Origin of the sequence: Pseudomonas sp. IzPS59 (assembly GCF_014863505.1) — a bacterium.
GTDB lineage: Bacteria > Pseudomonadota > Gammaproteobacteria > Pseudomonadales > Pseudomonadaceae > Aquipseudomonas > Aquipseudomonas kribbensis.
Map to the genome: position 1 here is coordinate 3,800,352 of NZ_CP062251.1, position 18,164 is coordinate 3,818,515.

An 18,164-nucleotide genomic window follows, 5' to 3' on the forward strand; every position below is an offset into this window, starting at 1 on the left:
CCGGGGAAAAGTGCCTTTCAAGCGTAGCCGTTTATGCCTTGGGATGCGTGCCCTGGATCAGGCACTCGGGAGGTCTTGCAAAATCGGGGGCGAATGGCTCGCCCCCGTCTGGAACTGCTGGCCTGGAATCAGGCTGCCAGCGAGTAGATCAACGCCGAAATGGCCACCAGGCCTACGGCGGTAACAAACACGTTCGACGCCTGACCGCGATAGCGCGCCATGGCCGGCACTTTGCGGATCGCGTACATCGGCATCAGGAACAGGATCGCCGCGATGACCGGGCCACCGATGGTTTCGATCATGCCGAGGATGCTCGGGTTCAGGGTCGCCACGATCCAGCACACCACCAGCATGAACGCTGCGACGATGCGATCCAGAGCCTTGGCGCCCGGGCGCTTGCCGCTCTTGACGATCAAGCCTTTAAGGCCTTCGCTGGCGCCGATGTAGTGGCCGAGGAACGACTTGGAGATGGCCACGAACGCAATCAACGGCGCGGCGAACGCGATGGTCGGGTTGCTGAAGTGGTTGGCCAGGTACGACAGGATCGACAGGTTTTGCGCCTTGGCTTCAGCCAGTTGTTCCGGCGACAGTGTCAGCACGCAGCTGAAGACGAAGAACAGCACCATCACCACCATCAGCAGGTGGGCGCGGGACAGGATCTGCGAGCTGCGCTCGTCGGCGTGAACACCGTAACGACGCTTCTGATCCACCGCGAACGCCGAGATGATCGGCGAGTGGTTGAACGAGAACACCATCACCGGAATCGCCAGCCACAGCGTGTGCAGCAGCGCCGACGGCGCCGGCACCTGCGAAGCGGTGCTCAGGATGCCGCCGTTCCAGTGCGGAATCAGGTACACCGCCAGGAACAGCAGCGCGACGATGAATGGATACACCATCAGGCTCATCGCCTTGACGATCACTTGCTCACCGCAGCGAACAACCGCCAGCAGGCCGAGGATCAGCACGAACGACAGCAGCGCGCGCGGTGGCGGCGTGATGTGCAGTTGGTGTTCGAGGAAGCTGGCGACGGTGTTGGTCAGGCCAACGCTGTAGATCAGCAGGATCGGGAAGATTGCGAAGAAGTACAGCAGGGTGATCAGCGCGCCGGCCTTGATGCCGAAATGCTGTTCCACCACCTCAGTGATGTCGGCGCCTTCGCGACCGGAGAGCACGAAGCGGGTCAGACCGCGGTGTGCGAAGAACGTCATGGGGAATGCCAGCAGCGCGAGGATCACCAGCGGCCAGAAGCCACCCAGACCTGCGTTGATCGGCAAAAACAGGGTACCGGCGCCGATGGCCGTCCCGAACAGTCCCAACATCCAGGTAGTGTCATGGCGATTCCAGCTCGACAATTGGGCTGGTGCTGCCGTTTCAAAGCGTTGTTCGACGCTATTGGCCTGATCATTCATCCGGTCGGATCTCCGCATTCCGGTCACTTGCCACTCGGTCAGGACGCGTCGGAAAAAACCGACAGACATGCTCCGGCCGAAACAGGGGCGCGATTCTCCGCGATAAATGAGCGGAAGCAAAGACTTAGCTGAGGAATGGTTGTGCGGAGCAGATTGGAGGATTGTCGTTTTTGGGAAAAATACTGTCGGCATCAGATACGTCGCATGTCGTTTTATGGCAAGTACCGGCGTCCAATGTGACATGAAAAAACCCTATCAAATCGATCGGGCCAATATGAAGCCAAGGGACATGCAGAAGATGCCGAAGCCAAATAACCCCAACATCGGAAGCATTTCACCTTTGTGTTTGATGCGCATTCTCTCGACCCACTCATCGTGCTCTCGCTCTGAGCGTTCCATTCTGGCCTTGCGGTCATAGGTACTCATGTTGATCTTCCTTTGGGTCTCTTGGGCCTGACTGTTTTGAAATGCGAACACTTAAAATTTGAAAAAAAATCCTGCTACTGCAGTAAATGCGGTCACCACCCCACCCAATATCGCGACTGGATACAAGTTCGCCTCCCACCTCAGCTTTTTTTCCTCCGCCAGCAGCTTTTGTCTTTCAGCCACGAGCTTTCGTGATTCATTCTCCAGCCTTTCGAGTTCCAGATTTTCCCGATCGTTCTTGAGCATTCGCCTTCCCTGGCTAATGGCAATCCCCATTCAGGTTGCTGCCCCATCCTGAAGAGCACATCCCGTCTTGCCTGCATGATTTCGCGTTTCTCACCTGCCGAATAGCGGATAAATCCATCAGTCCCCGTAGGCAGCTTCCGTAACTTTCGCAGGACGGCACTTACACGGCCAAACGACTTTAAACACCCTCATCCAACGGCATTTTTCAGCTATACCCAATGGCGAACCGACTGACAGCCCTTCCAGTCCCCTGACCCATGGAGCCCTCCCATGCCCCTCGTCCGCGTCGAACTCAAGAAACGCCCCGACCCGACCTTCGCCAAACGCGTCGGCGAGCAGATCTACGCCGCCATGCGCAGCACGATCAATGTGCCGGAGCACGACAACTTCCAGATCCTGGCCGAGCACGACGGCGAGCATTTCGTCTTCGATCCGCAATACCTGGGGATCCAGCGCAGCGACCAGTTGGTGATCATCCAGATCACCCTCAATGAGGGCCGGACGCTGGAGCAGAAAAAGGCGCTGTACCAGACCATCGCCCGGAACCTGAACACGCACCTGTCGATCCGTCTGGAGGACGTATTCATCAACCTGGTCGAAGTGAAAAAAGAAAACTGGTCATTCGGCAACGGCATTGCTCAATACGCCAGTTGACAGCCTGTTGACGCCGCCAGCATGATCGGCCCCATGAACCTTCGCGCGCTGCACCTCACCTGCACCACCACGACCGCCACCGGCGGGTCGTGGTGTTTGCGCCTGAGGTAAAACCAGCGCAGCAAACCCAAGGCCCCGCCAGCAATGGACGGGGCCTTGTTGTTTCTCCCGTCCGTGCGGCACGTTCGGTACCCAAGGAGAAACACCATGTCCGCAGCACTGTTGATCATCGATATGCAGATCGGCCTGTTCCAGGGTCAGGAAAAACCCCACGACGGCGAACGCATGCTCGCCAACATCCAGCACTTGATCGCCCTGGCACGCCACCGCCAGGTGCCAATTTTTGCCGTTCGCCACACCGGCCCGGCGGGCTCGCCGATTGCCGCCAGCAGTGCGTTCTGGCAGTTACTGCCAGCGCTTGAGCTGGATGCCGCAAACGCCACCTTCGTCGACAAACTCCGCCCCAACGCCTTCCACGGCACCGAGCTGGCCCGGCAACTCAACTCCGCGAACATAGAAGACCTGTACATCGTCGGCATGAAAACCCAGTTCTGCATCGACAGCACTTGCCGTGCCGCGGCCGATCTGGGCTTCAAGCCATTGCTGGTAGCCGATGCCCACACTTGCATGGACACCCCCGTACTGCCGGCCCAGGCGATCATCGAGCATCACCACGCAACCCTCGGCGCGGCGTTCGTGCGGTTGATCAACACTGCCGACATCGCCTTCTGACGAAGCGCCCGCGCACTCCCCGCATCAGCTCCTACACTGGCTGGTGCGGGGCAATGTCGGCCATTGCCAAACCGCTCTGCAATCAGCACTCTGACACGACTTTCGCGACCGACCCGCCGACGATCACAGGAGCCGAGCAATGCCCGCCACCGTTCTGGTACTGGTTGAAACCATCAATGACTATTTGCCCATTCTTGAACGACAGGGCTTTCACCTGATTCTTGCCCCGACTCCCGCCGAACGCGCCCAGGCCATTGCCACTCACGGTGCTCGTATCGACGCAGTGCTGACCCGTGGCCCACTGGGTCTGTACGCCGAAGAAATCGCCGCATTGCCTGCGCTGAAAATCATCTGCGTGATCGGCGCCGGCTACGAACAAGTGGACCTGCAAGCCGCCAGCAACCGGGGCCTGACCGTCACCAACGGTGCCGGTGTCAATACGTTGTCGGTGGCCGACCATGCCATGGCGTTGCTGCTGGCGCTGGTACGCGACATTCCACGCTGCGATGCCGCGGTGCGCCGTGGCGAATGGCCGAAGATCATGCGCCCGTCCCTGGCGGGCAAGCGGCTGGGGATTCTCGGCCTCGGCGCGGTGGGCATGGCCATCGCCAAACGGGCGAACCTGGGTTTCGACATGGAGATCAGCTACCACAACCGCCAGGTGCGCAACGACGTGCCTTATACCTTCTGCTCGACCCCGACCGAACTGGCGCGGGCCTCGGATTTTCTGGTGGTGGCGACGCCCGGCGGCATCGGCAGCCAGCATCTGGTGACCCGTCCCGTGCTGGACGCGCTGGGGCCCAAAGGCTTTATCGTCAATATCGCCCGCGCCAGCGTGATCGCCACGGCGGACCTGATCACGGCACTTGAACAACGGCGAATTGCCGGCGCCGCACTGGATGTGTTCGACCACGAACCGCGGGTTCCGGACGCACTGAAAACCCTGAGCAACGTGATCCTCACCCCGCACGTCGCCGGGCTGTCACCGGAAGCCACCCAAGGCACCGTGGAACTGGTGGGGAAAAACCTGGTGGCGTTCTTTTCCGGGGAGCCAGTGCTGACACCGCTGACACTGCCGCCGAAGCAGAACAATCAGCGCGTGCACTAAAGCACGCCGAGCAACGTCCACAGCCGTCGCGATTCGGCGTCGGCCGAGATCAACTCGCCGAGCAGTTCGCTCAATGGCTTGTTGCCCCACTCCACCCCGCGCCGGATCAAGTACGGCACGGGGCTGTGGGGTTCGGTGCGGGCCAGGTATTCGGCGATCAGCAGCAATTGCCGATAGGCCTCTTCACGGCTCGCCGGCTCACGAAAGACCTGCGCCGCCACGGCGGCTTCCTCGACCGGTTGCGCCTCCACCACGGGGGCTTCGACGGGTGCGACCGGCGCCGGTTTTTGTGGATGCATGGCGATGAACTCCTGAACCAGTTTCAGCAGCGCTTGAATGATCTCCTGCAAGGGCTGCAATCCCGGCCCCTGATCACCCAGATACGTATCGCTCCAGGCGTTCAGGCGCTGCAGGTGTTGCTGGCTCAGCAGCAGGTTGCCTTGTTGGCGCAGCCAGAACGCCAATGGCGTGGCACGCACCTGTTCGCTGAGTTTCTTCTGTTCATTGCGTGCGGTCTCTGCCGAAGTCTTGGCATTCTTGCTGTCATTGACCTGCACCTGCTGCACCTGCAAGCGGCGCCAGGTTTCCAGGTTGTACGCCTCGAAATCGCTGTTGTGCGAGCCGAACAGCGGCACGCGGGTCAGCAGCACTTCACTGTACCGACGCACCAGCCACTCCAGTGGAATCACCCGCCACGACTGATCACCCTCCTCGGCCTGCGGGTGCAGCTGTTCGGGATAGCGCTCACACAATCCGGCGATCAGCGCCAGGCTGCCGGGCAATCCGTCCAATCCCTGAAGATGCAGCCAGGCCTCGCCGAGCCAGGCGCTGAGCATCAGGTCCTTGCTGCGCTCGATCAGCAGCGTAGTGGTGAGTGTTTCCACTGCCGGCCAGTTCGCCTGTTTCAACGTCGATTGCCAGACCCCGGTCGGCAGGCTCGCATCGTCTTCACGGCGCAGGTCGCGCAATTGATCGAACTCGCGCTCGTAACGCAGATCCGCACCACAAGGCGCATCGGTACTGATCGGTGCGAGCAACTGATCGATCAGGTCGGGCAAGGTTGCAGATGGCAGGCTCACAGGCCCTCCTCGCGGGATTCAATGGCGGCGGTGGTGCCGGTTACCTGGAACGGCGAACGCGGCGCCCGGGTCGGCAACGGTGGAATCGACAGCGGCAGTTTCGAACCCTGGCTCATCAACGACAGCCGCACGAACATCCGGGTGAATTCGCTGGTGACACTGTCATTGAGCGCAGTGACCGGCAGACGCAACGTCAGGGGAAAATCCGTGTAATCCATGCTCGGCTGGCGCTGCACCGAAAAATGCGCGCGCATCAGCCGCAACAATGACCACGGCCCGCCGTACTCCCAGCCCGCCTCCATGTCGCGCACCACCAGGTTTGGTTGCAGCGGATCATTGACCGGCCGCTCGCGCCCGTTGCGCGCCCAACGCAGGGTCAGGCGAATCGGCTGACCGACCATCCAGCGCAGGTTCGGCTGCTCGGCGGCGGGATAGCTGATTTGCTGACTGCCGGCCAGCAACCCCCCGGCGATTACCTGATCGGCGCCGCGCTCATCATCTCGATCAGTGCGCCAGCGAACGTCCATCTCGACACCAAGAATGCCGCTCTTGTCGCGCACGAACAGCGGCGTCAGCCACAGGCTCGCCTGTTTGAGACGGTTGAGAAAGTCTTCCGCCGCCAGTCGTTCCGGGGTCTGGCTCAGCACCAGTCCGGCCTGGGCCACCGGCAGACGCTTGTCGATGATTTCCAGAAAATGCTGCACCCGCGCCGGGTCCGCATCCTGCGCCTGCAAACCGTTGGCAAACGGAAAGCGATCGGCCAGGTACTGATTGAAATAATTGGCCAGTTCATTCCACGCCGCCGCAGCCTGCTGTTGTTGCAGGTACTGGCAACGCTGCATGGCCGACTGTTGCAACTCCACCGCACGCATTGCCAGGGTGCCGCGACCACCCGCCAGATTGGCGGTCTGCAACACCTGCACGCAGGAACCGGTGTCCATCTCGATGAAATCACGGCTGACCAGTTGCTCGATCTGCGCCGGCGAACTGGCCGGGTTCGAGTCCTTGTATTTGAGCAGTTCATCGTTGAGTGCGCTGAACTGGGTCACCCGCTCGTAATCCAGCGCCGACAGATTGCCCTGTTGAGTCATCAGCCACTGCAACGCCGAGGTGCGCCGCTCGGTGATGCCGAGCATGGTGTTGAATTGCTGCTTGAGGCTCAGCTTCAAATCCTGCACATCGCTGGCACCGTACAGTTGCAGGCCAAGGTTTTTCGAGCCGTCCCACTGACTGATTTCAGTCCGGCCACCGAACAGCGGTTGCGCGGTGATTTCATCCAGACCGTTGACGATCTGCGCCATGGCCCGACGATTCAGCGCGCCTTGCAGACGCGCCGCCAAATCGCTGCGATGGACTTCGACAAACGCCTTTTGCAAAGCCATCGCCTGCTCGGCCTGCACGTTGAACACCGCGTAAGGATGCGTCTGGTCGTTGTGATCCTTCAGACTCAGCCACATGGCCTGCGCCGCCGCGCCTTCTGCCGCTTGCAGCAACGCCTCGCGATAAACCGGCGGAATGCGCGGCAGTTCTTCGGCGACGTAACTCTTGTAGCTGGTGAAGTAGTTGAGGGAGGTATTCAGGTCGTCGCCATCGACGGTCTGACCTTGCAGGTTGACGTTGTCTTCGGTGGCGCGCATGGCGATGGACACGAAGTCGCGCTTGAACAGCGCCTGCACCGCGTTATTGAGTTTCACCACCTGATCCTGCAACGCCAGTTGCCCGCTGCCCTGTTGCACAAGCAAGTTGCCACGCGAACCGATCTGGGCGATCCACTGGTCACGGAAACTCTGCTGCAACTTGCCCGCCTGGGCGTCGAGTTGTTGCTCGACCGCAGGCCCGAGCAGCGTGCTTTTGCGCACCTTGTCGAGAAATTCGCGGTAGCCCGGCACCAGCTCCTGGCCCTTGCCGCGGCTCCAGGTCGAGTTGGTCAGGGCAATCGCGGCTTGCAGGTCATCGATCAGCGCGCGCAGGTCTTCCAGCTCGCTGAGGCTGTTGCCGCTCCCGGCCTCGAGCTGCTCCAGATGCAGTTTGAGGTAGCCGGCCTTGCTGACAAAGTTGTCGGCCAGGAAATACTGATCGAGCCAGCGCTCCATCAGTCCGTTGAAATTGCTGACGATCAACGGCCGCTCGACACTCAAATCCAGCGCCTGCAAATCACCACTGTCCCCCGCCGCCAGCAGCCGGTTGTAGTAAGCGGCGTGAGGTAGCGTCGCTGCGTTGAGGTTGAGCGACAGCGCGTTGTTGCTCAGTTGCACCAGATCGTCCAGTGGTACTCGCTGATTGTTCTGCACTTCGGCGAACAACTGGTTCTGTTGCTCCAGGCGCAGCGCCCGGTCCACCAGATCCGTGGCTTTCTGGTAGTTCTGCCACTGGGCCGGGTCTTCGCTTTCGACACTGTTGCGCCGATCCGTCGAGCGGATCGCCTTGAGCTTCGCCAGCTCCGCCACCAGCAATTCATGCAGCGGCTGGATCATATGACGCTGGGCGGCCTGGAACACCGCCCGTTCGATCTTCACATCGACAGAAGAAACCCACGATGAAGGAAACGCCAGCGACACGTAGTGCCAGTGCGGTGCCTTTTCCAGCACCCGCCAGAAGCTCTGAACGTTGCGCCGGGTCGGCTCGACGCGGTGAGCGTCATCGGTGACCGTGACGTAACTCTTCTGCGCGCCTTGCATCAGCCGCGCCAGCTCATGGGCATCCTTGACCGACTGGTTCCACACCCAGAACATCGCCAGCGCCCAGACGACCCCGACCACCAGCGCCACACCGGCCGTCAGCCGTTGCCAGCGCTGACGCAGGCGCAACAGACGCGGCACCCCCTGGGCCAGACCCCGCTCGCCCACCAGACGCTGGCGCCACAGCTGACGCATGAACACGCTGCGCTGCAGACCACTGTCATCGGCACTGAAGCCGTCCAGTGCGTCGTCGGCCGGTTGATTGGCGCTGAAGTACACGCCGCGAAAACACGGAGCCTCGCCCTGCGCGTTGCCCTGGAACACCGGTTCCAGCACGTTCTGCAGACCCCGACGCAGCGTTTCGAGACGCTCGGGCAAGGCATACAGATCTGCGGTCAACTGCCCGGACAACGTACCGAGTTCAATCACCGCTTCGGCAACCGCGCGGTGCAGGCGATCCAGTGCCTGATCACTCCACTGCCCCTGCCACACCGCATCTCGCGCAAACGGCGATGACCAGCCCAGGGTGCGTTCGCGTGCCTCATCCGGCAGCGCGCTGATCAGGTCCTGAAACCCCGGCAGTTCTTCAAGACCGGTGACAATCACGTAAACCGGCACGCTCAAACCAAAACGTTGCAACAGGTCGATGAAGCGTCGGCGCGCCGCCAGACCCAACTGCGTCGCCTGCTCCAGATTGCCCAGGCGACTGACCGGTACGGTCCAGATCACCCCGTCGAGCGGACGCTTGCTGCGCAGGCGCAGGATCAGTCCAAGCAACCGCCACCAGCCACCCCGTTGCAAATGCATGCCGTCTTCCGGCAGAAACAGGCCTTGGGGTACGACCAGCACCGCCCCTTCAGGGTCCGACCACCAACGGCCGAACCAGGCCGGTTTGTCGGTGGGTTGCAGGCGCCATTCGGTCACCAGTTGCGTGCCCTGGACCTCATCGCCGAGCATCAGCAGCCATGGCAACTGATAGCGATCGTGAGTGCCCTGCTCTTGCTCCATGTGCCGCACCGCAAGATAGAAGCTGCGGATCGCCGCACCGCTTCGAGTGCGCAGCCACCACACCGCCACCCCAACGATCACCAGCAACAACAGCACCGCCACCACCCACGCGACGATCGTCAAGGTACTCATGAGTCTTGCTCCGGCGCCGCCATCGAGTCGGTGGTTTGCAGCACCGGCTCCAGTTCGGAACGAATGTCGCTCCACAAGAACTGGCCGACCCCGGTCAGCAACAGCACCATCGCCAGAATCCCCAGCGCCAGACGAAAGCCGTCCGGCAACGCCGTGCGCACCGGCAGTTGCAACGGCGCGGCCAGCGACGGCTGCACCAGGCGCTGGCTGACATCGTCGTAACTGGCCTCGTCCTGCCAGGCAAAGGTGAACAGCGCCAGCCGCCACTTCTCCAGTTGCGCCTGGCTATGCTCGCCGCGCAAACGTCCGTGGAAACCGAGAATCAGGCATTGCAGATAAACGTTGGCGAGATCGCGGGTGGTGGGTTGCTGCTCATCGAGAAGAGTCTGGATCGCCGCCGGCAACTGCTCACCCGCCTGCCGGCTGGAGTAGAGGCGCGATTCCAGGGGTTTTTCCTGCCAGGCGCTCTGGCCCGGCCATGGGCTGAACAGCAGCGTTTCATCGACCAGCGCAACGAAGGCGTACACCAGCGCCTTGACCTGTTCGGTCGCCGAGTCGCCGACCCGCGAAAACGCCGTGCGCCACAGCCGTTGTGAAGCCTGGGTGGACAGCTCGACCACGGTTTCGACCAGCGCCGCATCGTCCTCGATGTCCTTGGGCAACTGCGTCCAGTCCAGTTGCCATTGCTGCCACGTCTGACGGAACGCGCTGCTCAACGGTGCGTCCTGCAACCCAAGGCTTGCGGCACTTCCTTGCGACATACGGCGTTCCTTGTGTGATCAGGCACTTTCACTGTTCTGGGCGACAAACAGCACCACTTGCCACGGACTGCTGGTCAACCGGGTGGCCGGCGCGGCGATCACCAGCGGCAATTGCGCGTCGAACCAGTTGCCTTCGGCGGTCACCACAAACAGTCGGGTGTCGTCGCCGACGCTGTAGGCCACTTGCTCGCTGCGACTCATGGCCTGGTGCGTCAGACCGCTCATGCGCTGGCGGCTGAGCAAGGCGATGTGTGGCGCCGAGGCGATGATCGCGCCGCGCAGCCACTCGCCGGCCGCCTGTTCGCTGGCGCCGTTGGGCATGCGCAGGCCGATGACCAGCCGCTGACTCGGCTGCTCGTCCGGCAACTGAATGGAAAAGCTGTGTTCACTGCGCTCGAATGCAATGCTGCGATAACCGGCGCGGATCAGCTCCAGCGTGGTTTCCAGCCAATCGAGCAGCGGTTCGTACCCACGCTGCAACTCGAAAAAATCCAGCGGCGCAAACGACGGCACCCCCGCCAGCGGATCCAGCGCCGACCACGCGCCGGCCAGCCCCAGCAACTGCACATACAACGCCTGCGGATGGGCAATGCGGCTGCTCAGCGCGCCCTCGACTTCCGGCAGCCGCGTCCATAACGCGGTAAGTTGACGACGAATCTCCAGCGCATCGTCCTGATTGCCGGACTGTTGTGCCTGACGCAGACGCCCGCCGAGAAACAGGCATTTCTCCCGGGCCCGCGCACAGAGCCCGGCAATCCGCCGGCCCAGCGGCGATTCCGGCAACAGGACCGGCGTCGGCGGTGTATACGGCAACGGCAGGAAACCGCCGCCCTCCCTGCGGATTTTCAGCAGCGGCAGGCAGATCGAATCCGCCTTGTTGAGTTGCGTGCACAGACGCGGATTGGGTCGCCACACCGTGATCGATTCGGGGAACTCGCCGCTGGTGAGATCCGGCAGGGCCTCGCCGACCACCGACTGCAAACGGCCCTTGAGCGGCAGCAATTGACCGGCGCGCCACAAAGGGCTGATCGCCAGGTACACGGTGACAGTCGCATCGTCGGTTTCGTTGATCGACGGGCCGACATCCAGCTCCAGCAACGGCCCGACTCCAACCTGCAGATTGACCGGCAACCCGTCGGGCATCGTCCCCTGCAAGGACATCACCCGCACCACCCCGGCACTCATCGCCGAAGGGTCGAACTCCATGTGACTGACCCCGAAGAACCACGGGTTGCACGCCTGGGCCAGATGCGCGCCGAGCGCTTCGGCCCGCAGGCCCTGCAACTGAAAATGCTGAGGCAGCAATTGCATGCCTTCATGCCAGCAGACCGCGTCAGGTAGCAGACTCATACGACTCCCTTCGACTGCACCGCGAACCGGCGGCGGACGGTTTTTTTCAGTTTTCCTTGCTGACCAGGGTCATCTCGCGGCTGTCGAACTTGAGCCACGCATCGCTCTGATCGTCCAGCCGCAAGCGGTGCGCTCCGGGTGTGTTATAGCTGGCGAAGACTAAAAGTCCAGCCGCCCGCTTGCCCCCCAGCGGGAAGGGTTGGCGGTCGATGAATTGCCCCGGCACCAGCTCCAGTCCCCACACGCTCATCAGCTGACGATAGTCGCGCTGGTACTGCTCGCGCCCGGCGAACCACTGCTGGGCGCTGATGCCCGACAGTTGCTTGAGCAGGTCAGGGTCATTGACCGCGATGAAATCCACGGCAATCGGTGTGTCGTCATTGGCCTTGGGTGCGACGTCGAGGGTCAGGCTGTCGAGGTCGACTTTCGGCCCGAAGAACGAACAGCCCGCGAGCAGCGCAAACCCGAATGTTAGAAAAAGTCGTGAAGACAAAATGAATTTTCCTTTTCGCGAGACAGTCCAAAAATGTTTTTCGCTTGCATTTTTATAGACCTGTTCTAGCGTCTTGGGTAGTTCGGTTCCTACAGCCGAATGTGGAAGGTTTGTCAAAGGAACGACAGGTCATCTGCCTCCCTTTCTAACCTGTGGTCCAGCAAGGGAAAGCGATGAACGGGCCTCCCCGATGCATTGCGCCCGCTCATCGCATCGGAGTCCGCCGACATGGCAGAAAGTACCCAGCACAAGCTCGACCGGGTTCGCCCGCCCCGAGTGCAAATCACCTATGACGTCGAAATCGGCAACGCCATCGAGAAAAAGGAATTGCCGCTGGTGGTCGGGATTCTTGCCGATCTCTCGGGCAAGCCGCTCGAACCACTGGCAAAACTGACTGAACGCCGTTTCACCGAAATCGACCGCGACAACTTCAACGACGTCCTCGCCTCCATCGCCCCTCGCGCCACGCTGCAAGTCAACAACACCCTCAGCGGCGACGACAGCAAGCTGAACATCGAACTCAACTTCAAACACATCGACGATTTCGACCCGGTCAAGGTGGTGGAGCAAGTCACCCCGCTGCGGCGCCTGTTCGAAGCCCGTCAGCGCCTGCGCGACCTGCTGACCAAACTCGACGGCAACGACGATCTCGACAAGCTGTTGCGCGATGTCATCGCCAACACCGAAGGCTTGCAAGAGATCAAATCGGCTCGCCCGGACACCGCTGTCCCGGCAGCTGATGCCGAGGCCCCGGCCGAACCGCAAGCCTGATCGTCCACCTGACCGAGGAAGAATTCGCCATGCCCGCCGCCGCCCAGAATCAAGCCAGCGAAAATGCTGCCGCCGAAACTTTATCCCTGCTTGACCGGATCATCGCCGAGGGCCGCATGGCCCATGACGACAGCCAGCAGGACTATGCCCGCGACATGCTCGCGGAATTCGCCACCCAGGTACTCGACGAAGGCATGGCCATCGACAAGGACACCGTGGCGATGATCAACGACCGCATCAGCAAGATCGATGAACTGATCAGCGCCCAGCTCAACGAAGTGCTGCACCACCCGGACCTGCAAAAACTCGAAGCGTCCTGGCGCGGCCTGCACATGCTGGTGCAGAACACCGAAACCAGCACCCGGTTGAAGTTGCGCCTGCTCAACGTGACGCAGAAAGAGCTGCAGAACGACCTGGAAAAAGCCGTCGAGTTCGACCAGAGCGCCCTGTTCAAGAAGATCTACGAAGAGGAATACGGCACTTTCGGTGGCCACCCGTTCAGCCTTTTGGTCGGTGATTACACCTTCGGCCGTCACCCACAGGACATCGGCCTGCTGGAGAAACTGTCGAACGTTGCCGCCGCTGCGCACGCGCCCTTCATCGCTGCCGCCAGCCCGCGGCTGTTCGACATGAACAGCTTCACCGAACTGGCCGTGCCCCGTGACCTGTCGAAAGTCTTCGAGAGCCAGGAACTGATCAAGTGGCGCTCGTTCCGCGAAAGTGAAGACTCGCGTTACGTCTCGCTGGTGCTGCCGCACTTCCTGCTGCGTCTGCCATACGGCCCGGACACCTCGCCGGTGGAAGGCATCAATTACGTCGAAGACACCAACGGCACCGATCACAGCAAATACCTGTGGGGCAATGCCGCGTGGGCGCTGTCGCAACGCATCACCGAGGCCTTTGCCAAGTACGGTTGGTGCGCGGCGATCCGTGGCGCTGAAGGCGGTGGCGCGGTCGAAGGTCTGCCGGCACACACTTTCCGTACCAGCTCCGGCGACCTGTCGCTGAAATGCCCGACCGAAGTGGCGATCACCGACCGTCGTGAGAAGGAACTCAACGACCTCGGTTTCATCGCCCTGTGCCACAAGAAGAACAGCGACATCGCGGTGTTCTTCGGCGGCCAGACCACCAACAAGTCCAAGGTCTACAACACCAACGAGGCCAATGCCAACGCACGAATCTCGGCGATGTTGCCGTACGTGCTCGCGGCTTCGCGTTTCGCCCATTACCTGAAGGTGATCATGCGCGACAAGGTCGGCAGTTTCATGACCCGCGACAACGTGCAGACCTACCTCAACAACTGGATCGCCGACTACGTGCTGATCAACGACAACGCGCCGCAGGAAATCAAGGCGCAATACCCGTTGCGTGAAGCGCGGGTGGACGTCACCGAAGTCGCCGGCAAGCCCGGTGCCTATCGCGCGACGGTATTCCTGCGGCCGCACTTCCAGCTGGAAGAGCTGACCGCGTCGATCCGCCTGGTCGCCACCCTGCCGCCTCCGGTAGCAGCCTGACCTGCCTGCGCCCGCAGGATTTCCCTGCGGGCGCTCCCCCGTTTGTCTAGCGCGACAACCTTCAGGAGTTTCAAGCGATGGATGCAATCATTCTCGACCTCGGCGGCGACATCAAAGGCGACAGCCTGCTCGAGGGCTACAAGGACAAGATCGAAGTCATGTCCTACAGCCACAACGTGGCGATGCAGGTGACCAACGACGTCAGCAACTCGGAGCGTACCTCGGGCCGGCCGCATATCGGTGAGTTTACCTTGTCGAAGTTCGTCGACAGCTCGACACCCTCCCTCAACGAATATTGCTGCGCCGGTAAACCGATCCCAGAGGCCAAGATCACCATCGGCCGCAACGCCGCCGAAGGCAGCGGGCAACTGATGCCGTTTATCATCTACACCCTGACCAACGTGGTGCTGTCCAACGTCAGCGTCAGCGGCGGCACTGGAGGTAAGCCGGTGGAAACCATTTCCTTGAACTTCACCAAAATCAAATGGGAACTTACCGCACAGAAAGACGACGGCACCAAGGAAGGCACCGCCGGTACGGTCTGGGACCTGGCCGCGAACAAGGCCAGCAAGTAACCGGACGTCTACGCCACCATGGCCGGCACCGGCATACGCGCACCGCTGTTCGAACGCCTCGCCTGGAGCGAGGCCGACGAACCGCCGGTGTTCGATCGCCAGGACTTGCTCGACTCGGTGCACGCCGAGCTCGGGCGCCTGTTCAACACCCGCCGTGGCCCGCGCGCACTGACGACACCCCCGAGCGTTATCGACTACGGCATCGCCGACTGGAGCGCCCTGCAACAACAGCGCAGCGATGACCGGCGTCGCCTGGCGCGGGACATTCGCGAGGCCATCACCCATTTCGAACCACGCCTGCTGCTGGGCGAGGTTCAGGTCAATCCCCTCCCCGAACAGCCCCAGCGATTGAGCATCCGCCTGCTCGGCGAATTGCGCAGCGGCTCGCTGCACTGGCCGGTGGCCTTTGTCATCGAGCCCGGCAACGAAGGGCTGGAGGTGCGCCATGAGCGACTCGATTGACCCGCAACTGCTCGACTACTACCAGCGTGAACTGACCTGGTTGCGTCACGCCGGCAGCCAGTTTGCCGAACGCTACCCGAAAGTCGCGCGGCGGCTGGAGCTGTCTCCCGGTGAGTGCCCCGACCCGCACGTCGAGCGATTGCTCGAAGGCTTCGCCCTGCTCGCGGCGCGTCTGCAACGACGTCTGGATGACGACTACGCCGAGTTCAGCGATGCCTTGCTGGAACAGCTCTATCCCTTGGCCGTGCGCCCGCTGCCGTCCTGCGCCATCGTGCAGTTCGAGCCGGACCCGAGCAAAGGCAAACTCGACGGCGGCTATCCCCTGCCCCGGGACACGCCGCTGTTCGTCACCACCAGCAAGGGCGAAAGCATTCACTTTCGCACCAGTTCCGCCGTGCGGCTGTGGCCGATCGAAGTGACTGAAGCGCTGTTGCTCGGCAGCGACGAAGCACAGGCGCTGACCGGCGTGGCGCAGTCCCGTTCGGCCTTGCGCCTGAGCCTGCGATGCCTGGGCGAAAGCCAATGGTCCGAACTGGAGATCGACAGTTTACGCATTCACCTGGCCGCCTCACCGGTGATCAATGCCGGGCTCTATGACCTGCTCGGCGCCCATGCCGTGCAGGTGCTCGCAGGCTCGCCGGGGAGCATTCCGGCGAAGGTGAAGGGACTGCCGCAGATCGTCGGGTTCTCCGACGACGAAGTGCTGCTGCCGGACGAGGACGGTGTACACCCGGGCATGCGCCTGTTGGCGGAATACTTTGCCTTCCCGGAGAAATTCCATTTCTTCGACCTGCCACTCGGCGGCGTTTCCAGCGACAGCCAGACGCTCTACCTCTATATCGTTTTCGACCGTGCGCCGGCGGGTCGATTGCACTTGCAGGCCAGCGACATCGCGCTTGGCTGTGCACCGGTGATCAATCTGTTCCCACGCACCTCCGAGCCGCTGCGCCCCGACGGCACCCGCAGCGAATACCGACTGGTCGCCGACAGCCATCGGGAAAACAGCGTCGAGATCCACAGCATCCGCGCGATGCGCTCCAGCTCCAGCGCCGGCGTGCAGCGCCTGCCCGCCTATTACGGCAGCCAGCACAGCGGCGGCGATCAACAGCGTTACTGGCATGCGCGGCGAGTCAACGGCCAGTCGCCGAACCGGCTCGGCAGTGATCTTCTGGTCAGCGTCGTCGACACCCGTTTTGAACCGCAAACCGATCTGCCCGACTACAGCCTAACGGCCGAACTGCTGTGCACCAACCGGCATCTGGCCCAGAGCCTGCCGGCCGGCACGCCGCTGGGATTCGAGCGGCCAGGCCCGGTGGCGTGGGCACGCCTGCGCAATCCGCCGAGCCCGCAGAGTCTGCCGCGACTGGACGGTGATTCGCGCTGGCGGCTGGTGTCGCAACTGACCCTCAATCATTTGTCGCTGGTCGAAGGGCCGCAGGCCATGGATGCGCTGAAGGAGATTCTGCATCTGCATAACCTGCGTGATGAAGCCAGCGCCCTGCGCCAGATCGATGGCTTGCTGAGCCTGGCTTGCGAACGGGTGATAGGCCATGTCGGCGCCGATGCCTGGCGCGGCTGGCGCAACGGACTTGAAGTGCAATTGCAGCTTGATCCGCAGCATTTCGTTGGTAGCAGCGCGGTGCTGTTCTCGGCAGTGCTCGCACAGTTCTTTTCGGTGTACGCCACGGCCAATCGCTTTGTGCGCACGGTACTCATGCAGGCAGACAAGGAGGTCAAGGCATGGCAACCCCAAGCCGGCATGCCCCTTTCGCTCTGACCCTGGGCCAGCGTCTGCGCCGCGATCCGCAGGCGTTCGAATGGTTGCAGGCGTTGCTGTTGCTGGAGCGCGAACAGCCGCAGGCCGACTCCCTCGGTTCAGGCACGTCGCCGCAGGTCGAAGCGCTGAAATTGCGCGGGCCGTTGACGCCCGTGTTCGCCGCCAGCCAGATCGAAAGCCTTGAAGAAAAACCGGGTGAACCACTGACCCTCAACTCGCCGATGTTCGGCCTCGGCGGCCCCGACGGCCCCCTGCCCTACGCCTATCAGGAATGGCTGCAACAACGGACCCGGGCCAAGGATCACGCACCTGCCGAGTTCCTCGATCTGTTCCAGCATCGGCTACTGAGTCTGCTGTACAAGGTGATGCGCAAACACCGGATCGCCCTCGGCTTTACCACGCCCGGCGCCTCGCCGGTGCAGGCGCAATTGCGGGCGCTGACCGGGTTGTTGCCCAAATCCCTGCAGGAACGCCAGGCGATTCCCGACTGCGCCGTGCTGGCCTGCACTGCGTTATACGCCGATGGCCGCCGGTCATTGGCCGGGTTCGCAGCCATTGTCCGCGAGCAATTTGCCGTGCCGGTGGAGCTGAGCGCCTATGAGGGCGCGTGGCGTGAGATTCCGGCCGCCAGCCGCAGCGTCATGAAGGCTGGCGGGCGCAATCTGCAACTGGGTCGCACCGCCGTGGCCGGCACGCGAGTCTGGGATGAGCATGCCGGGATTCGTTTGACGCTCGGGCCATTGTCCTCGGCGCAGGCCGGAAGCTTTCTGCCGGACGGCGAATCGCACCCGGCACTGGCGAGCCTGGCGGCGTTGTATTTCGGCCCGGATCTGGACGTGAAACTGGTGATGCTGGTGCGCGGTGCCGGGCCGCTGAAGCTCGGTCGCCAGGCCCCGGCGTTGTTGAGCTGGAACGGTGGTTTGCAGCGTCAGGCCAGCCTTGCAGTGCAACGGATCGAAACCCGTCTTCGTCAGCTGGAGATCACCTGA

Annotated in this window: 17 protein-coding genes; 9 read left to right on the plus strand and 8 right to left on the minus strand. The window is 62.1% G+C overall.

Features of this window, described 5'->3' with window-relative positions; genetic code table 11:
• Positions 1–128: 128 nt before the first annotated feature.
• From IF189_RS16945 to IF189_RS16955, 3 genes are all read right to left on the minus strand, one after another.
• Positions 129–1,409 (minus strand): HAAAP family serine/threonine permease, encoded by a 1,281-nt coding sequence (locus IF189_RS16945; RefSeq protein WP_085732019.1) that lies wholly within the window; start codon positions 1,407–1,409, stop codon positions 129–131.
• A gap of 255 nt (positions 1,410–1,664) precedes the next feature.
• Positions 1,665–1,835 carry a hypothetical protein gene (locus IF189_RS16950; protein WP_167748742.1) on the minus strand — a complete coding sequence of 57 codons (171 nt, stop codon included), beginning with the start codon at positions 1,833–1,835 and terminating at the stop codon, positions 1,665–1,667.
• Positions 1,836–1,886: 51 nt separating this feature from the next.
• Entirely contained in the window at positions 1,887–2,081 is a 195-nt protein-coding gene (locus tag IF189_RS16955; protein ID WP_134826333.1) for a hypothetical protein, read from the minus strand.
• 270 nt (positions 2,082–2,351) lie between these two features.
• Here IF189_RS16955 and IF189_RS16960 point away from each other — a divergent pair, with 270 nt between their 5' ends.
• From IF189_RS16960 to IF189_RS16970, 3 genes are all read left to right on the plus strand, one after another.
• On the plus strand, positions 2,352–2,735 hold the full coding sequence (locus IF189_RS16960) for a tautomerase family protein (RefSeq protein ID WP_192551964.1): 384 nt from the start codon (positions 2,352–2,354) through the stop codon (positions 2,733–2,735).
• A gap of 207 nt (positions 2,736–2,942) precedes the next feature.
• A complete protein-coding gene (locus IF189_RS16965; protein WP_192551965.1) occupies positions 2,943–3,467 on the plus strand; it encodes a cysteine hydrolase family protein in 525 nt (174 codons plus the stop codon).
• Positions 3,468–3,606: 139 nt separating this feature from the next.
• Entirely contained in the window at positions 3,607–4,575 is a 969-nt protein-coding gene (locus IF189_RS16970) for a 2-hydroxyacid dehydrogenase (protein ID WP_192551966.1), read from the plus strand.
• On the opposite strand, the gene tssA is transcribed toward IF189_RS16970, so the two are convergent.
• Genes tssA through IF189_RS16995 form a run of 5 tightly spaced genes read right to left on the minus strand, consistent with a single transcriptional unit; the run spans position 4,572 to position 12,076 of the window.
• Positions 4,572–5,654: a type VI secretion system protein TssA gene (tssA, locus tag IF189_RS16975; protein WP_134826329.1), complete on the minus strand. Its 1,083-nt coding sequence runs from the start codon at positions 5,652–5,654 to the stop codon at positions 4,572–4,574. The two genes, IF189_RS16970 and tssA, sit on opposite strands and share 4 nt — an antisense overlap.
• A complete protein-coding gene (locus tag IF189_RS16980; RefSeq protein ID WP_134826328.1) occupies positions 5,651–9,472 on the minus strand; it encodes a type VI secretion system protein in 3,822 nt (1,273 codons plus the stop codon). The genes tssA and IF189_RS16980 overlap by 4 nt, the downstream gene beginning before the upstream one ends.
• Positions 9,469–10,233, minus strand: a complete 765-nt coding sequence (locus IF189_RS16985; RefSeq protein WP_114883823.1) for a DotU/TssL family secretion system protein — start codon at positions 10,231–10,233, stop codon at positions 9,469–9,471. Before IF189_RS16985 ends, IF189_RS16980 begins: the two co-directional genes overlap by 4 nt.
• Positions 10,234–10,251: 18 nt before the next feature.
• The gene (gene tssK, locus IF189_RS16990) at positions 10,252–11,583 is read right to left on the minus strand and encodes a type VI secretion system baseplate subunit TssK (protein WP_134826327.1); all 1,332 of its coding nucleotides are present in this window, start codon (positions 11,581–11,583) and stop codon (positions 10,252–10,254) included.
• A gap of 46 nt (positions 11,584–11,629) precedes the next feature.
• Positions 11,630–12,076: a type VI secretion protein gene (locus IF189_RS16995; RefSeq protein WP_134826533.1), complete on the minus strand. Its 447-nt coding sequence runs from the start codon at positions 12,074–12,076 to the stop codon at positions 11,630–11,632.
• 228 nt (positions 12,077–12,304) lie between these two features.
• Here IF189_RS16995 and tssB point away from each other — a divergent pair, with 228 nt between their 5' ends.
• From tssB to tssG, 6 genes are all read left to right on the plus strand, one after another.
• Positions 12,305–12,847 carry a type VI secretion system contractile sheath small subunit gene (gene tssB / locus IF189_RS17000; RefSeq protein ID WP_007958861.1) on the plus strand — a complete coding sequence of 181 codons (543 nt, stop codon included), beginning with the start codon at positions 12,305–12,307 and terminating at the stop codon, positions 12,845–12,847.
• A gap of 29 nt (positions 12,848–12,876) precedes the next feature.
• Positions 12,877–14,361 (plus strand): type VI secretion system contractile sheath large subunit, encoded by a 1,485-nt coding sequence (gene tssC, locus IF189_RS17005; protein WP_085711487.1) that lies wholly within the window; start codon positions 12,877–12,879, stop codon positions 14,359–14,361.
• A 77-nt stretch (positions 14,362–14,438) separates the two neighbouring features.
• Positions 14,439–14,936 (plus strand): Hcp family type VI secretion system effector, encoded by a 498-nt coding sequence (locus IF189_RS17010; RefSeq protein WP_134826326.1) that lies wholly within the window; start codon positions 14,439–14,441, stop codon positions 14,934–14,936.
• An 18-nt stretch (positions 14,937–14,954) separates the two neighbouring features.
• On the plus strand, positions 14,955–15,398 hold the full coding sequence (tssE, locus tag IF189_RS17015; protein WP_085732028.1) for a type VI secretion system baseplate subunit TssE: 444 nt from the start codon (positions 14,955–14,957) through the stop codon (positions 15,396–15,398).
• Positions 15,382–17,175 (plus strand): type VI secretion system baseplate subunit TssF, encoded by a 1,794-nt coding sequence (gene tssF / locus IF189_RS17020; RefSeq protein WP_134826324.1) that lies wholly within the window; start codon positions 15,382–15,384, stop codon positions 17,173–17,175. Before tssE ends, tssF begins: the two co-directional genes overlap by 17 nt.
• Positions 17,139–18,164 (plus strand): type VI secretion system baseplate subunit TssG, encoded by a 1,026-nt coding sequence (gene tssG, locus IF189_RS17025; protein ID WP_134826323.1) that lies wholly within the window; start codon positions 17,139–17,141, stop codon positions 18,162–18,164. The genes tssF and tssG overlap by 37 nt, the downstream gene beginning before the upstream one ends.

Excerpts from the sequence above, each read along its gene's own strand:
- IF189_RS16945 (WP_085732019.1), bottom strand. The coding sequence starts at position 1,409 with ATGAATGATCAGGCCAATAGCGTCGAACAACGCTTTGAAACGGCAGCA.
- IF189_RS16950 (WP_167748742.1), bottom strand. The coding sequence starts at position 1,835 with ATGAGTACCTATGACCGCAAGGCCAGAATGGAACGCTCAGAGCGAGAG.
- IF189_RS16955 (WP_134826333.1), bottom strand. The coding sequence starts at position 2,081 with ATGCTCAAGAACGATCGGGAAAATCTGGAACTCGAAAGGCTGGAGAAT.
- IF189_RS16960 (WP_192551964.1), top strand. The coding sequence starts at position 2,352 with ATGCCCCTCGTCCGCGTCGAACTCAAGAAACGCCCCGACCCGACCTTC.
- IF189_RS16965 (WP_192551965.1), top strand. The coding sequence starts at position 2,943 with ATGTCCGCAGCACTGTTGATCATCGATATGCAGATCGGCCTGTTCCAG.
- IF189_RS16970 (WP_192551966.1), top strand. The coding sequence starts at position 3,607 with ATGCCCGCCACCGTTCTGGTACTGGTTGAAACCATCAATGACTATTTG.
- IF189_RS16980 (WP_134826328.1), bottom strand. The coding sequence starts at position 9,472 with ATGAGTACCTTGACGATCGTCGCGTGGGTGGTGGCGGTGCTGTTGTTG.
- IF189_RS16985 (WP_114883823.1), bottom strand. The coding sequence starts at position 10,233 with ATGTCGCAAGGAAGTGCCGCAAGCCTTGGGTTGCAGGACGCACCGTTG.
- tssK (WP_134826327.1), bottom strand. The coding sequence starts at position 11,583 with ATGAGTCTGCTACCTGACGCGGTCTGCTGGCATGAAGGCATGCAATTG.
- tssB (WP_007958861.1), top strand. The coding sequence starts at position 12,305 with ATGGCAGAAAGTACCCAGCACAAGCTCGACCGGGTTCGCCCGCCCCGA.
- tssC (WP_085711487.1), top strand. The coding sequence starts at position 12,877 with ATGCCCGCCGCCGCCCAGAATCAAGCCAGCGAAAATGCTGCCGCCGAA.
- IF189_RS17010 (WP_134826326.1), top strand. The coding sequence starts at position 14,439 with ATGGATGCAATCATTCTCGACCTCGGCGGCGACATCAAAGGCGACAGC.
- tssE (WP_085732028.1), top strand. The coding sequence starts at position 14,955 with ATGGCCGGCACCGGCATACGCGCACCGCTGTTCGAACGCCTCGCCTGG.
- tssF (WP_134826324.1), top strand. The coding sequence starts at position 15,382 with ATGAGCGACTCGATTGACCCGCAACTGCTCGACTACTACCAGCGTGAA.
- tssG (WP_134826323.1), top strand. The coding sequence starts at position 17,139 with ATGGCAACCCCAAGCCGGCATGCCCCTTTCGCTCTGACCCTGGGCCAG.